This is a genomic window from Micromonospora sp. KC606, assembly GCF_004348675.1.
Classification (GTDB): Bacteria; Actinomycetota; Actinomycetes; order Mycobacteriales; family Micromonosporaceae; genus Micromonospora.
Genome location: NZ_SMKN01000052.1, coordinates 14,196 through 28,859, shown reverse-complemented (window position 1 = coordinate 28,859; position 14,664 = coordinate 14,196). Strand labels below are relative to the sequence as shown.

At 70.5% G+C, this 14,664-nt stretch carries 17 protein-coding genes; 6 read left to right on the top strand and 11 right to left on the bottom strand.

Annotated elements, in window-relative coordinates; translation table 11 throughout:
* Positions 1–85: 85 nt before the first annotated feature.
* A complete protein-coding gene (locus E1193_RS31865) occupies positions 86–250 on the top strand; it encodes a hypothetical protein (RefSeq protein WP_165945727.1) in 165 nt (54 codons plus the stop codon).
* Here the strand turns inward: E1193_RS31865 and E1193_RS13540 are convergent.
* Positions 232–999 (bottom strand): GntR family transcriptional regulator, encoded by a 768-nt coding sequence (locus tag E1193_RS13540; protein ID WP_132183544.1) that lies wholly within the window; start codon positions 997–999, stop codon positions 232–234. The genes E1193_RS31865 and E1193_RS13540 overlap by 19 nt on opposite strands.
* 109 nt (positions 1,000–1,108) lie before the next feature.
* On the opposite strand from E1193_RS13540, the gene E1193_RS13535 reads away from it, so the two are divergent.
* The 5 genes from E1193_RS13535 (at position 1,109) to E1193_RS13515 (ending at position 5,943) form a co-directional block, all read left to right on the top strand.
* The gene (locus tag E1193_RS13535; protein WP_132183543.1) at positions 1,109–2,428 is read left to right on the top strand and encodes a hypothetical protein; all 1,320 of its coding nucleotides are present in this window, start codon (positions 1,109–1,111) and stop codon (positions 2,426–2,428) included.
* A gap of 74 nt (positions 2,429–2,502) precedes the next feature.
* Complete coding sequence (locus E1193_RS13530; protein WP_132183542.1) at positions 2,503–2,847, top strand: hypothetical protein; 345 nt, start codon at positions 2,503–2,505, stop codon at positions 2,845–2,847.
* On the top strand, positions 2,844–3,065 hold the full coding sequence (locus E1193_RS13525; RefSeq protein WP_132183541.1) for a hypothetical protein: 222 nt from the start codon (positions 2,844–2,846) through the stop codon (positions 3,063–3,065). The genes E1193_RS13530 and E1193_RS13525 overlap by 4 nt, the downstream gene beginning before the upstream one ends.
* Before the next feature lie 281 nt (positions 3,066–3,346).
* Positions 3,347–3,901 carry a hypothetical protein gene (locus tag E1193_RS13520; RefSeq protein ID WP_132183540.1) on the top strand — a complete coding sequence of 185 codons (555 nt, stop codon included), beginning with the start codon at positions 3,347–3,349 and terminating at the stop codon, positions 3,899–3,901.
* 68 nt (positions 3,902–3,969) lie between these two features.
* On the top strand, positions 3,970–5,943 hold the full coding sequence (locus tag E1193_RS13515) for a hypothetical protein (protein ID WP_132183539.1): 1,974 nt from the start codon (positions 3,970–3,972) through the stop codon (positions 5,941–5,943).
* A 196-nt stretch (positions 5,944–6,139) separates the two neighbouring features.
* On the opposite strand, the gene E1193_RS13510 is transcribed toward E1193_RS13515, so the two are convergent.
* From E1193_RS13510 to E1193_RS13465, 10 genes are all read right to left on the bottom strand, one after another.
* Positions 6,140–6,379: a hypothetical protein gene (locus E1193_RS13510; RefSeq protein WP_132183538.1), complete on the bottom strand. Its 240-nt coding sequence runs from the start codon at positions 6,377–6,379 to the stop codon at positions 6,140–6,142.
* Positions 6,380–6,620: 241 nt separating this feature from the next.
* The gene (locus tag E1193_RS13505; protein ID WP_132183537.1) at positions 6,621–6,914 is read right to left on the bottom strand and encodes a hypothetical protein; all 294 of its coding nucleotides are present in this window, start codon (positions 6,912–6,914) and stop codon (positions 6,621–6,623) included.
* 27 nt (positions 6,915–6,941) lie between these two features.
* Positions 6,942–7,820 carry an N-acetylmuramoyl-L-alanine amidase gene (locus tag E1193_RS13500; RefSeq protein WP_132183536.1) on the bottom strand — a complete coding sequence of 293 codons (879 nt, stop codon included), beginning with the start codon at positions 7,818–7,820 and terminating at the stop codon, positions 6,942–6,944.
* Positions 7,817–8,068 (bottom strand): hypothetical protein, encoded by a 252-nt coding sequence (locus E1193_RS13495; RefSeq protein WP_132183535.1) that lies wholly within the window; start codon positions 8,066–8,068, stop codon positions 7,817–7,819. The genes E1193_RS13500 and E1193_RS13495 overlap by 4 nt, the downstream gene beginning before the upstream one ends.
* A gap of 19 nt (positions 8,069–8,087) precedes the next feature.
* Entirely contained in the window at positions 8,088–8,555 is a 468-nt protein-coding gene (locus E1193_RS13490) for a hypothetical protein (RefSeq protein WP_132183534.1), read from the bottom strand.
* A gap of 16 nt (positions 8,556–8,571) precedes the next feature.
* Entirely contained in the window at positions 8,572–10,740 is a 2,169-nt protein-coding gene (locus tag E1193_RS13485; RefSeq protein ID WP_132183533.1) for a hypothetical protein, read from the bottom strand.
* A 12-nt stretch (positions 10,741–10,752) separates the two neighbouring features.
* Entirely contained in the window at positions 10,753–12,705 is a 1,953-nt protein-coding gene (locus tag E1193_RS13480) for a hypothetical protein (RefSeq protein ID WP_132183532.1), read from the bottom strand.
* Between the two features lie 458 nt (positions 12,706–13,163).
* Positions 13,164–13,403, bottom strand: a complete 240-nt coding sequence (locus tag E1193_RS33120) for a hypothetical protein (protein WP_132183546.1) — start codon at positions 13,401–13,403, stop codon at positions 13,164–13,166.
* Positions 13,343–13,891: a hypothetical protein gene (locus tag E1193_RS13470; protein WP_132183531.1), complete on the bottom strand. Its 549-nt coding sequence runs from the start codon at positions 13,889–13,891 to the stop codon at positions 13,343–13,345. The genes E1193_RS33120 and E1193_RS13470 overlap by 61 nt, the downstream gene beginning before the upstream one ends.
* Positions 13,891–14,661: an IPT/TIG domain-containing protein gene (locus E1193_RS13465; protein WP_132183530.1), complete on the bottom strand. Its 771-nt coding sequence runs from the start codon at positions 14,659–14,661 to the stop codon at positions 13,891–13,893. Before E1193_RS13465 ends, E1193_RS13470 begins: the two co-directional genes overlap by 1 nt.
* Positions 14,662–14,664 lie beyond the last annotated feature (3 nt).

Sequence of the window (14,664 nt, the reverse complement as noted above, 5' to 3'; positions counted from 1 at the left end):
CGGCGCCCACCCCGTGGCACGAACGCGCCCGGCTGATCGCCTGCCTGGCCGTCGTCGCCCTGGCCGTCGCCATCGGGGTGCTGCGGTGACCGACGAGCAGATCAGGGAGCTGTGGCTCGTCTACCTGAAGCACGACGCCCACGGCCGCTGCTGGCCGTGGGCGGCTGCGTTCGCCGAGCTGGTCGCCGCCGATCGCTTCCTCGAGGGCCCGCCCGCCGACCTAGCTGAGGTCTACATGTCGATGGTGTAGTCCAGCTCGACCCGGTCGCCGGGCAGCACGATGTCGACGGCTGCCTCCACCGGCCGACCGTCGGCCAGCATGGTCCGGGTGATGGTGAGGACGGGCACCGAGTCGCCGATGCCCAGCACCCGGGCCTCTTCCGGTGTCGGCATGCGGGTCCGGACCTGCTCGCGGACCTGGTCGACGACGACGTCCAACGTTGCGAGCTGGGCGATGCTGCCGCCCGGCCACGGCTCGTTGGCAGGGTCGGCCACCGGTGTGCCGCCGACCATGTCGAGCAGTAGGTACGAGGTGGAGATCTGCTGCGGTACGCCGTGGGAGCGGAACACGAAGTGCCGGCGCAGCAGCATTTCCCCGGCGGGGACCTGGAGGAGTTCGGCGAGCTGCTCGTCCGCCGGCACCTCGGCGAAGTCCTTGTCCATGGTGTACGCAGACCAGTCGATCCCCTGGTCCTTGGTGAAGCTGGTTGCCTTTTCGGCGGGCTGCTCGTCGCGCTGGCGGGTCTCCACCCGGTAGCGGTCCATGCCGAGCCGACGCACCGGCCAGCGGGGACGGACGAAGCTGCCGCGCGCCTTGGCGGTGGAGATGAGGCCCTCGGCGCGGAGGGTCGCCATGGCCTTTCGGACGGTCTCCCGGGCGGCGCCGTATTCGGCGACCATCTCGGTTTCGCTGGCCAGCGGAGCGCCGGCCGGCAGGACGCCTGCTTCGATCCGGCGCCTGATGTCATCGGCAATCTGCTGGTAGCGGGGCTGAGCCATGGCGATCACGGTACCGCCTGAATGTGAGATGTCTGGTCCGGCGCTCAGCACATCACGTCTAGCGTTTCTTGTCTAGACAACCGCTCCCCATCGGGCTACCGTTGCCGGCATGAACGCCCCGGAGTGGCTCGACCACGCAGCCGACATCGCGCAGACGTACGCCCAGCCGATCCTGTTCGGTGCTGGCGTCGTCGGCGCGCTGACCGGCGTCGCGCTGATCTGGCGGTTCTTCCGCACCGGCCACGCCCACACCCGAGTCGGGTTCCTCGCTGTTGTCCTCGCCACCGCGTTCGCGGCCGAGGGCATGTGGGAGGTGGCGACCGGGCCGATGGGACTGCACCCCGTCATGGCGGCCGGCCTGTTCGGCATGTTCGAGGTCGTCATGGTGTCCCAGGGTTTGCTCGCCAAGCACAAGCTGGCGCAGACTCCGCCCGGCGACGTTCGACGGCACATGAACTTCGTGTGGGCGGTCGCCGCTGGTAGCGGCATCGTCGCCTCGACCGCCTCCGGTTCGCTGCCGGAGTTCTTGCTGCGGCTGTTTGCCCCTGCGGTGGGCGCCGGGATCTGGTGGATGGGTATCACCGCCGACAAGCCGGCCGGTCAGGCGCAGGTCACGAGTTGGATCTGGACGCCCCGCCGGATCGGTATCTGGCTCGGACTGGTCAGGCCCGGCAAGCAAGACCTGGAGCAGGTCGACCGGGACCGCCGCATCGACGCCATCACGGTGACTGCGCACCGGCTGCACCACGGGTCGAAGCGGCTGGCGGGTTGGCGGAAGGCGAAGCTGCGCCGGCTGGCGCTCCAAGCCGATGACTCGATGGTCGCGGAGGCGCAGCGCCGGGTGGCCCGGGTTCACCGCATCGAGAAGCTCACCGACCCGGACGTCGCGCCGGTCGACGAGCCGAACGACGCGGAGCGGGAGCTGCTGGACGAACTGCGCCGGGTGATGACGCAGGCGACGACCCGGCTCCGCGTGGACCACGCGCGAGCGTTCGCTCCGGACCAGCCGGGCGGCCCGCTGTGGTCCAACGGTCTGGTCCAGATGCGGACCAGCGTCGCGGACCAGATCCGGACCAGCGCGATGGACCAGGCGCGGACCAACGGCCGGACCAGTCCTGCGGACCAGATCCAGACCAGTCCGCCCCCGGTGGACCAGCCCGCTACCAGCGGCGCTGTGCCCGCCGTCCGGACCACTCCGGCGCAGCGGACCACCGCCCGCCTCGATCGTGTCCGCCCGGTCAGCCCAGCCACCGGCGGGGAGGTGCCGCCTCGCATCAAGGACATGGTCCGCGACCTGAAGCGCGCGTACCGGGGCGACATCCCGGGCCGGCGGGTGGTCATGGACCGGATGGGCTGGACCAGCGCCGGTGACGCCCAGACCGCCATCAACCTGGTCCGCGCCGAGCGGGCCAAGACCACCCAGCAGTAAGCGCCCAGGGCGCGGCTCAACCCGACCAAGAGCGTGCCGCGCCCTGGGCTTCTCCCCGAAGGAAGGACACCATCATGACCACGCCCCACCTGATCCGCGGCACTGTGCCGCCCGACTCGCCGCTGCGCCAGTTGGCCGGCCGCACCGCCACCCTGCCCGCCGAGGATCTGCCGCAGCTCGCCGAGCGAGTCCGGGAGATGCGCCGGGCGAACATCGACCCCGTCGTGCTCCCGGCCCGCCGTATCCCGTGGACGCCGATCGCGGTGACCGTAGCCGCCGGTGTCCTGGCCGCCGCCGTGAACGCGCTGGCCGCGATCCTCGACGGCCGCACCGGCGCCGCCTTGGGGGCTGCGGCCGCCATGGTGCTGCTCGGCATCGCCCTGTTCCCGATCCTCACCCACCTGGAGATGGACCGGTGAGGGCCACGGTCGCGGTCCTGATCATCACGCTGGTTTCCCTGCTGGCCTGGATTGCCCAGCTCAAGCACAACCGCGTCGCCGCCATCTCGCTGGTGGTGCTCGTCGGGGTGCTGGTCGGTAACGCGCCCGGCCTGGTTGGCGTGTCCGGGCAGTGGCTGGCCGATTTCCTCTTCATCGACGTGCCGAACTTCGTCCGTGACCTGGTGAACGAGGGATGAGAACGGTCGAGGCTGCACTGCTGGCGGGCAGTGGGGTGGCGGTAGTGCTCCAGTCCTCGACTGCCCGCCAGGCCGCGGCGAGAGGGATTGTGCGGGCCGGCCGGGCTGCGGGTCCGGTGGCGTCCCGGGCAACGTCCCGGGCCTGCCAGTCCGCCACCCGCCGGTACGCCGGGGTGCGGGCCGCCTGGGCAGACCGTTCCCCGGCCCGTCCCATCGGCTGCCTGGACCCCGGGTGCGACTGGGTCCAGGAACGGCCGTCGTCGGCCGAGCTGCTGGAGCACATGCGCACGGCGCACGGAACTGCCGGTTCGCCGACGACGACGTCGGCCGCGGGCAGCGCGTCGACGCGGCCGGCGGCCGGGCCGGCGGCCGCCCGGCGTCTGCGGCCAGTCGACGCACCCGCCGAGCGCGTCACCGAGGTCGCGCCCGGCGTCCTGATCAGCCACCAAATCGATAGCGCCATCGACAAGATTGGATTGCATATGGACGAGTTCCGCGCCGTGACCAGGGCCTTGGCGGCGGCTGGAGAGGTCGAGCCGAAGAGCCTGCTTCAGTTGCTCGACGCCTGCTCCGGCATCCTGACCACCCTCGCCGGCACCGCCAACCTCATCACCGACATCGCCGAGCACGCCGACACGGAGATGTGGGTCGACGTGCGAGCTGTCGGCCCGCTGTACGAGGCCGCCAGCGGAGTGATGGCCGAGAGCGACGCCGTCCGCCGGGCCATGGAACGCCTGCGTCAGCTGTACGCCGAGGAAATCGAGGTCGAGCACAAGCGCGAGGACGGTTCGGTGCGCCAGCTCAACCCGCAGGTCGTCAACCACGCCGCGGCGTAACACCCGTTTCCAGCCCCGGGCGGCCCTTCCCCGCCGCCCGGGGCCACTCTCGTAGGGAGGAGGGGCCTGTGGCCCGTCGCATGAACCCCCGGTACGCCCGATCGGAGCCGATCCCGCAGCCGGAGCCGCGCCGCGACCAGCAGACCGGCCACACGCCGCCGTCCCGGTCCACGATGCGCCGGTGGCTGCGCCGGCACCGCTGGCAGCTCGTACCCGTCCACGTCGCCACCGGCAGCTACGCCATCGCCGCCGTCGCTGACATTGCGCCCAGCATCGGCTACAGCTGCCTGGTCGTGGCCGGCGGCACCGGCCTTGCACTCGCGCAGCGGCTCAGCCCCGCCGAGCGGGTCTACGGCCGCGCCGTTGTGGCCGGGGCCGCCGGCTGGATCGTCCTGGCCGACATCGCCGGCCCCTGGTCGCTGGGCGCCGGAGCGGCGTGGCTCGTCGGCCTGCTCGCCGGCGGACGCCCCTGGTGGGCCTCACACCGGGTCCGTGGCCGGATCCGCGTCGACGAGCTGGTCGAGGCGTGGCCGGACTGGTCCCGCCGCGCCGGCCTCGGCGGCGTGCGGATCGTTTCCGCCACTGCGGGACGGATGTACGACCGGCTCCGCCTGGAGGTCGTCCGCGGGCAGCAGCGCGCTCGGCACGTCGTCGAGCACCTGGAAGACCTGGCCTGTGTACGTGGCCTACCGCCGTGGTGGCTGCGCGTCGACCCCACGGGCGGCGGCAGCGACCCGGGCCAACTCGATCTGCTGGTCACCCACACGGACCCGTGGCGCGACCAGCAGGGCCGGCCGGTCGAGCTGTCTCACCCGGCCACCGTCGATCTGGACGCCTGGTGCCAGCCGGCCAGCATCCGCCAGCCTGTTCCGTACGGCGTCGACGTCGACGGCACGATTGCCACAGTCGCGCTGCGCAACGAGCGTGGTGGCCGGCTCGTAGCCATCGCCTCGAAGAAGGGCGGCGGGAAGACCGTGCTGCTGCACGGCCTACTCGCGGCGCTGTGCCGGATGGTGGATGTCGACATCGCGGTGATCGACTGCAAGGAGCACGGCAAGGCAAGTCGGCCATGGGCCCCGCGGCTGATCCGCCGGGCCACCTCTCCGGCCGAGGCGCTCGACCTGCTGCGCTGGGCTGGGGCAGAGAACGACCGGCGGGGAGCGGACGCGCCGGACCCAGTGCTCCAGCCGAACGCCCAGCGCCGCGCCTTGGTCGTCGTTATCGACGAGTACGGTTCCTTGGTGCTCGGCGACGAGCGAGTCAAGGAGCACGTCGAAGCCCTGGCCCGGAAGATCCGGTCGGCCAGCGGTTCCCTGGTCATCGCTGACCAGAGGCCGGATTCCAGCACCTGGACGGGCGCGTTACGCGGTCAGGTCGACGAGGTCATCGTGGGGTTGCTGGAGAACCGGCGGGACGCCAAGGCGATTCTGCCCAGCCTGGAGGGTGTCGACCCCACCGACTTCGACCTGCCGGGCCAGGTGGTGCAGCAGGCGGGGAAACGGGGCCGGCAGACCGAGAATCGGACGTGGCGGTTGGAGGACCCGGCGGACATCGCGGCGATCGTGGAAGCGTGCCGGGACCGGTGGCCTGCCGAGCAGATCGGGGGCGCATCGCCCAATACCTCAAGATCAACTAGTGAACTGGAGAGAACCTTGGAGCTGCCCCGCCGTGGCGAAGGCGCTGAGCGGGTGCGGGCGCAGATCCGCGCCACGCTCGACGCCCTCGCCGCCCAGGACCACACGGGCGTGCCCGACCTGTCCGCCGAGGAGATGCGTCAGCGAGGTCAGGCCGCACCGCTTCCTCCCCCGACCGCCGAAGAGGCCACCCTCGACGAGCGGATCATGACCGCGATCCGGGATGCACCTGAGGGCGGGATTGCCATGGCGGACCTGGAGCGGGAGGTCGGAGCGCCCAGGTCAACGATCCAGGTGCGGTGCTCGATCTTGCGGAGGCAGGGGAGGGTGTACGCCCAGCCGGCGCGCGGCAGGCACGCACGCTGGCACATCACGGAGAGTGAACAGCCGGCAATGTCCAACGCCTAACGCCCAATGCTCTCGACCAGCCAAATCGGGGAGGTACGTGCGCGCGCCCGCGCGACGCATTAGGCGTTGGACATTACGCAGAGTGGCAATCCCCAGAGACGACGAAACGCCCCCGCCGGCCGAAGCCAGCGGGGGCGCTGTCGTGAGGCTGGTCGGTCCCGGCCGGCCCGGAACCGGCGGCACCGCGCCGATGATCCTACCGGCGCTGATCCAGCAGCCGGGCCACGGTCGCGGGCGAGTAGACACGGCCACGCCCCCACGTCGAGACGACCAGCGGCGCCACCACGGCAACGACACCAAGGATCGCGGTCTGCTGGTCGTCGCTGACCGGCAGACCGAACGCGACCAGCAGAGCGATGAGCGCGGTGACGCCAGCGGTGACGGTGCCGACGGTGATCAGCGGCTCCGTCACCGCTGGCGAGGGAATCTGCGACATGGATGCCTCCTGGGTACGGTCGGATGGTGCAGCTGTACGAGCGGACGCCAGACGGGCTGCTGGCGGAGACCCGCAGCCGTGCCCAGCCGGGCACAACGACACAACCCCAGGGTGGGGTGCGTGCCCGGTGGAGGGCTGCTGGGAGATGGGTCGGCAGTGGCGCTGCCGGCGGGACGAGTGCGGGCAGGTGACGCAGCACCAGCACGAGCACCGCGCCCTGCGCCGGCCAGCAGGCTGAGGTCTACTCGCCGCGGACCGTCTGCTCCACCCGGTCGACCGCGTCGCGCAACGATCCGCCACCGTTGGGTCGCAGCTGCGCCTCGATCGCCGCCTGCCGAGCCTCGATCTGCGTGAGCCGCTCCGGCACCCCCGGCCGCGCAGGCTGACCCGGACGCGCAGGCTCCCCGTACCAGTCGTCGAGCCAGTCGTCGATCCTGCGCAGCGTGCGGAGCATCCAGCGCCCCCCGAGGTAGACGGCAGTCACGATGGCGGTCAGCGCCCCGGCCAGGGCACCGAGCTGTAGGACATGGTCCACGGGTGTATTACCCCCGTTCGGCGCGAGTCAGGCCGCGAGGCGCTTGGCCAGCTCGTCTACGACCTGCTCGGCGGCCAGTTCCCCGCTCTGTCCACGGCGCACCAGATCGATCAGCTCCGCGTCCCGCGCCGACTCTGCCGCCGCGAGCTCCTCGATGCGGGCGAGGACCTGAGCGGTGTCGAGGCCGCCGATCTGCCCGGACAGCATGGTGAGCAGCGCGACGACCTTGGCCTGCCACTGCTCGTCGCGGATCCGCCAGCCGACCGGCTCGACGCCTCGGCCGTCCGGGGTTTTCGGCATCCCCGACCGCCAGGCGGTGACGATGGCGTGCAGTTCGTTGATCTGCGTTTGGGTCTTCTCCGACATGTCGTCGTCCTTCCCGGCCAGCACGGCGGCAATGTCACGCCGGAACTTGGCCATGTCGAATCCCGGGTCGGTCTTCGCTCCGGGCTGGTGCTCGAAGTGCCCGGCCACCCGGGACACACTGAATCCGGCGCGCCGGGTGATCGCGGCGACACCGCGCACGTACGAGCGGTACTGGGTGTCGGTCCACGGTTCGCCGGCGGCGTGCTGCGCCTCCACCCCGATCAGCGCATCGTTGCCGTACCCGACGTTTGGGCCGGCCCAGCCGACGAGGTTGTGGTAGCAGGTGCCGGATGCCACGACGTGCCATGCGCCGGACCGGGATAGGTAGAGCTGCGCGATCGGCGGCGGCGCCGACGTGGACCCGTTGAGCAGCACCCGGATCTCTCCGGCGTCGGTGGAGGTGCGGCTTCCCCGGGTTTCGTGGCAGGTGAGGCCGACGACCGGCCCGAAAGTGTCCTTGCCGCGGGTGCGCCACCCGGAGACTTCGTGAACGGTGAGGCCGGCGGCGCGGAGCACCTCGGGCAGCCAGAGCAGTCTCATGCCTGGTCCGGAGTCACAGTCGCCTGCTGCCGCGTCACCAGCGTCGCCTGGACGGTGTGGAAGTCAGGACTGTTCTCCAGCGCACTGACGAAACGCTGATAGAAGTCCCTGATCTCCTGCTCGCTGATGGAAAAGCCAACCGGGATCGGCACCGGCACGTCGAACGACGCCACCGCGTCCGTGCCCTGTTGGTAGCAGGAGACGGTCAGTCGGTCGACTACGGGGGTGGTCTGCTCGGAGATCGGCATGATGAGTCCTCCCAGAGGGCTACGGGTGCAGCAAGATCGACAACGCAGTGTGTCGCTGGTTGAGCCGGACCGCGCCGGACGTCGAGGTCATGGACGCGCGCAGGCCGAAGGAGTGCGACCCGGCGGCGAGAGATAGCGGCCAAGAGTTGGCCAAGGTCACCCTTGCCCCAGCGGCGATGTTCTCGGGATCCCAGATCACCTGCGGTGCCGTGCTGACGGCTAATCCGCCGATGGTCAGCTCCAACACGCAGGCGGTGATCGTGCCGGCGGTGGTCAATTGGAAGTCACCCGACCACACGGCCACGCCCACCATCCCGCCCTCGGGAACGGTGTAGCTGGTCGCGCCGCTGGCGTAGCCAGGCGTCACGTTGGTCAGGGTGAGGTCCGTTGGCGTGCTGGTCAGGTTGTAGAGCGATCCCAGCTGGAGCTGGAAGGCCGCCGGGTTGAGCCTTGACGGGGTGAGCAGGTCGCCGGCAGCAGTCGTCATCGGGCACCCTTTCGCATCACAGTGGAACGACGGCCGGCGACCACACCTGTACCGGTGTGCCAGCCGGCCAGGATCGCGATACGCCGTTGACCGCCCGGGCGGTAACGGTGGCGGGCTGCGGACTTGACGTGCCGGTGATGGCCGACACGGTGACCCGCTCGCCGCCGACGAGCAGGTCGAGGGGGAAAGCACTTGCCTTCGTGGTCCACAGGCCGTCCGCCGTGGTGGTGAGCGACAGCGACAGCGCGCCGGCCGTGATGTCGGCGGCGAGCGTCGATCCGGCCGCGGCGGCGCGCTGCGGGCCGCTTGCGGTGGCGACCAGCCACGGCGCGGCCGGCTCAACGTTCATCGTGGCGCGCCACGACCGCCGGCCGCGGTACACCTCCGTCGCCCCCACCACGATCTGGTCGACCGTGCCGGGCACGTTTTGCTCCGGCGGGTTGACCACCTGGATGCGGGACCCGGGACGGCAGGAGCACCAGGCGGTGGCCAGCTCCGGCGCCGCGGCCAGGTTGATGCTGACCGCCGGATAGCGCGGCTCGTCGACCGTCGACAGGTGCAGCCGCCAGCCAGCGTGGTCGCCGAGCGGTGCATCGGATGACAGGTTGAGCGTCACGCTGGCCTCGATGCGGCCCTGGAGAACGATGGACACGGGATCAGCCACGGTCGCGCTGCTACCTTCGGCCCGCTCCACTGTCCACTGATTCCGCAGCCTCTGGTCGTCGTCGACCGGTTCGAACGGCGAGCCGAGCTGCCCGGCGTCGGCGTCGATGGTGAGCACGACCGGCGGGTTGTACCGGGCCGAACGGGGCAGGTAACCGAGCCCGAAACCGGACTCGTAGAGCAGGCCTCCGTCGACGGCCTCACACTCTTCGTGCAGCGCCTGGGACCTGTCGGGGGTCTGCCAGCCCATGCGCTGCACCGCGATAGCAGGCACGGCCGGCATCGCGAGCGGAACGCCATCCTCGGCACACAACCGGACGAGTCGATCGGTGGCAGCTTCGAACTGCCACGATCGGCGGGACTCCCTCACGAAGCCGCCGTAGCTGTCGATGAACCCGGAGCGGGCAACTGGCGGCGAGTCCGCCGCCCACACCGCCAGGTGCCCGGCAGGCATGTCGACGGTCATCGTCGTGCGGGTCGGGTTAACAGCGACCGACGTGATGCCACCCAGGCTGCCCGCGAAGGTCGTCGACGGGGTGACGGCATCCCGATACAGCTTCACCGTGACGGTGCCGCCGGACACGCTGGCGCTGACCGCGTAGGTGTCGAAGGTGGGCGTCGCGGATCCATGATCGATCAGCGTTGTCGCGGCGCCCGCAGCCGTGTAGGCCACCACCTGTGTTCGGTTGGTGGTGGTGACCACGATTTGCCAGCGGGTGTAGGTGCCGCCGGAGGTGGTCCATTCCAGCACCACCACGTCGGCGGGCAGTGCCTCGAAGGTGTTGACCTGCATCGCCACATGCATGGTCCACGGGCCGCCGGCGGTCGCAGCGACCGCGGCAGCGGGGAGCTGTGCCGACAGCGACCCGCCGCCGGCCAGGTTCGCCAGGGCGGTCGTCCCGTACCGGGTCGTCAGCCCATTCAAGCCGACGTAGTCGTCAACCGGCTGGAACTCGACGACGCCGCCGACGGTCAGCGGGGCGACGCCGGAGGTGGCTGCGCCGGCCTGGCTGGATAGCACCCCGTCCTCGCCGGGCCAGTACGCCACTGGGCTGCTGGCGCTGATGGTGCGCTGCATGGGTGACCGGGCCGGTGGCTGGCCCCGGCCGATGCGGCCGAGGATCCCGACCGCGTCGATGCGGGCCAGGGCCATGAGCCCGGACCGTCCGGGCCAGGTGAGCGGCCAGCGGCGGATGAAGCCGCTGAAGCGATTACGCCAGCCAGCCCCGTCGCCGAGGTCAATGTCGAACTCGATGGGCGTCCACTTGCGGACGTTCGGCCAGTACGGCGACAGGGGGTTGTAGGCGGTGAAGCGCCCATCGTTCTTGAGGGTGAGAGACATCGTGCTGAACTCGGCATGCTCCGCGCCCGAGGACCGGCCCCACCCGATCGTCACATCGTCCGGAACATGCCACCAAGCGGTGACGTCGGTCCACGTCCAGGTCGCCGGGTCCGCGGCAATGGACGCACCGAACGCGATTCTTACCCGGACGGCGAGGCTGTCACCGGTGGCGTACGACACCCGGGCCCTCCCTCACATGCTGGTGCCGATGACTTTCTGGGCGCTGCCGCCGCCGAGAGCGATCCGCTCGCGGAGCACCACGACCAGGTCGGAGCCGCGCGCGACCAGCTCGCCGCTGATGCGCACCTCCCGGGGGCCGACGAGGCTGTCGAGCTTCGATAGCGGGATGACCGCCTCGTCCTGGCCGCCTTCACCGACGACGGCCAGCCGGCCGCCGGGGGTAGAGCGGACGATGCCGCCCTGCGCCAGGTAGGGGATGTTCGGCGTGTGCAGGGTCATTGACGGCACCGAAACGCCCAGCACCGATCCACCGCCGACCGTGAACGAAAGCCCGTTCCAGCGGCCAATGATCCGGTTGACCGTGGACCGGAACGAAACCCACAGACCGTTCCACAATCCGTCGGTTACGTTCGATATCCGCCCACGCATATCGCGCATGAACGCGACGACGGCATTGAAGCCGCCGACGACGGAATCCTTAAAACGGATGATCCGGCCGCCCCATTCCTCTGCCTTGGTGATCCACCCGTCGACTCTTTCGACCCACCGCGAGACGGCCGGAATACCTTCGGTGAACAGCCAGACCCCGAAGTCCTTGATCCGGTCGATCCACTCGCGAACCCGCTCCTGGTTTTCCGGGTTCTTGAACCACTCCGCGATATTGTCGAGCGAATCCCTGAGCCCAATCCAGGGTGTAGTCGAGATCTCGGGCTGACCGAACAAGATCTTCATGATGGAGCCGAAGATCGAACCGACGTCGCGGCCCATATCGAAGGCGTCGCGTAGGAACTTGCCGGCCGTATCGAAGAACCGTTCCAGGCCGCCCGTCTTGTCCGAGACACTGATCCACTCGGAGAAGTCGTCGATCAGGCTGCCGACCTCGTCACCGAGCCGGTCGAGGAATGGGGCGGCAGCTCGGGACAACCGACCGAACGCGTCCATGAACGGGCCGGCGAGCGACCTGCCGACGCGGTCGACCAGCCGCTGCACCGACTCCATCCCAGCAGAGATGTTGGCGATGAACTCCGGCCGGCGGGCGCTGCGAGAGAACAGGCGGAAGATGCCGTTGAAGGTGTCGGCCATCCCACCGAGCCGCTGGTGCAGCGTCGGTAGCCACGCCGCGGCCAGGAGGCGGATCTCAGCACCGACGCCCCGAAACAGCCGCTGCTGCACGTCAAGCCGCAGCGCGTCGAAAGCCGGCTTGAGTGACTTGATCACGGCGACGACCTCGCGGGCCGCCGGCGCCAGCTTCATCATCTCGGCCCCGGCACCGCCACCACCAGCGGCAGGCTTCCGCGCCTCATTCAGGGCGTGCTGGGCGTCCTCCACCGCCTCCAGGGCGCGCCGCTGCCGCTCCAGCGCGGCGCTCACCTGGTCGGACCCATCGACCCCGACCCGCTTGGCGCGTTCCTGTTCCCGGGTCAGGTCCTCGGTCGAGTCCTTCGCGCTCTCGGTCGCCAGCTTCGCCCGCTCGTAGGCCAGCTCGGCGCGACGGATTACCGCCGGCTGCTCCCGCTGGGCCCTCAGCAGCTCCTCGGTGGCTTCCTGGATTGCGCGCACATTCCCGGACGCCTTCGCCCGGTCCAGCTTCTCCTGCGCGAGGTTGACGGCGTTCTGCGCGTCGGCCAGCTCCCGCTGGGCCTCCTTCTCCCGCTCGGCGGCCTCCATCTCGTTGAGGCGGGCCTCGCGCAGCTCCCGGTTGAGGTCGGACAGCCGCTCGACCTCGTCCTCGCGGGCCCGGTTGACGGCCTCCTGCGCGGCTACGACTTCCCGCTGCGCGTTGGCAAGGGCGCGCTGCGCCTGGTGGAGCTGCCACGTCTTGTCGACCGCCGCCCCGCCCGATCCGGCGGTCGACTTGAACGCGTCGGACAGGCCCATGAAGCCGAGGGCGAGTGTGGCGATTGCTGCGCCGCCGCCGGCGGCCAGGGCTGGCAGGCTGCCGAGGGCCCCGCCGAGCAGGTACACCGATGGCACCGCGAGTGCCGCTGCGCCGCCGAGCGCGGCGAGGACGGGAATCAGGTTCCACACGTTGGTGACCACGTTGGTCACCCCGGAGCCTAGGTTGCCCAGTGCCTGCCGTAGCGAGTCGAGGCCGCCCCGGGCCCCGGCAGCGGCAGCGCCGCCCAACTCGTGGCCGGCCTGAACAAACCGGCCGTGGGCGTCCCTGAGGCGGCCATCGGCGCCACGGGTGATGCCCTCACCCAGCGCCTGTCCGGCCTTCCGCCCGGCCTGACCGAGGGCGGTCGACATCGCTCGGCCGGTGGCGCTGGTGTCGCGCTCCATCTGCCGGCCGCTGGCCCGGACGTCTCGCTCACCCTCGGCCAGGCCCCGCTTGAGGCGGGTGTTGTCGGTGCGGAGGATGGCGGCCAACTCGCCAAGGATCAACGCCACCGAACTCACCCCCGGACGCGGTCGGCCGGGGGTCAGCCCGGCGTGGAGTCAGCAGACGGGCTGAGAGCCCGGTTCAGGCGGGTATCCGCCGCGAGGAGCCCGACGATCCGGGTCTCCAGCCACCGCCACGACCGAGCACGCAGCAGCGCCCGATCGTCGACGTCCACCCCGTACCGTTCGTGCAGGTCAGCCTCGACCAGCAGCCAGTGGGTCAGGATCTGCGCCCACGTGACCGTCTCGCCCGACCGTTCCCGCCGGACGTCGTCGGGGATCTCGTACCACTCGTAGAGGCCTGTGCAGGGGTCCCGGCGCCCCCGCCCGTACGCATCCGTCTGCGGTCGGCCCGGTTGCCCGGGCCCCTCGCTTCCGGGCGGCCACCGGCATGCCAGTACCGGGCTGCCTGCTCCTCACCCGCGATGATCCAGATGTAGGCGGTCTGCGCGCAGAACTGGATGTACGGGTCGGGCACGCCGTCGGACATCATCTCGGCGTAGACAGGGCCGAGGAGGAGCTGCTCGAAGGACAGCTTCTCGGCGCCGGGCAGCGGCGGCAGCTCGGCCGCCGCCGTGTGGGCCCTGGAGGACGCGTCGGCCAGCTCCTCGTCCGTGCTGGCCGCTCCGGCCTCACCCGCCATCAGCGCGATACGACGGCACCACAGCCCCAGCTCCGCGGACGGCAGGGGCAGCGTGTACTCCTTGCCCTTGACCGTCAGCGTGAGCCCCGGGTCGAAGTAGTCGTCGAGGTCGCCGAACCGACCCATCAGGCGGTGTAGGTGTAGTCGTCCGCGGCGGTGTTGGCCGAGGTGCCGTCCGCGGTGGTGACGGTGACCTGGACGATGCCGGCGGACCCGGCCGGGGCGGTCGCCACGAGGTGCGAGTCGGAGATGACGGTGAAGTCGTCGGCAGCGACGGCGCCGAAATCAACGTCGGTCACCGACGGCACCCCGTTGGGCTTGAAGTGGCTGCCGTAGACGTTGACGTGGTTGCCGCCCGCAGCGGCCCCGGTCGCCGGGTCCAGGCCGGTGACGGTCGGCACCAGCGACGCGACCGGGTTGACGATGTCCGCCAGCTGGCCCTGGCCCTGGAGCACGATGTCGATGGCGTCGCGGCCCTTGCCGCCGGGCATCGTCCAGCTCTTGACGTAGACGCGGCCCTCGCAGTTGTGGAGGTCGTCGAGGCCGTTCCGGTTGTAGATCCGGATGCCGAACTCGGCGTTCTCCACCCTGCCCGTCCGGTGCGCCTTGAAGCGGGTGCGCAGGAACGCGTGGATCGTGTCGACCGCGCTGCCGGCCAGGTTGGTCGAGTAGGCAAGCTTGCCCTCCAGCCGCCAGCTGTAGCCCGTGTTCGTCTCCCGCATCGCCCCGTTGTCGTTGTAGACCTCGTCCTCTTCGACCCTGACCTCCTCGATCAGCTTGAGGTCTTCGATGCCCATGAGCTGCTCGTAGTTGACCGCCGGGTAGACGGCGGTGTCGACGTCGAGTCGGTGGGACCTCGCGAGGGAGGTCACGCGGGTGGTGGGGGTCGTGGCCATGAC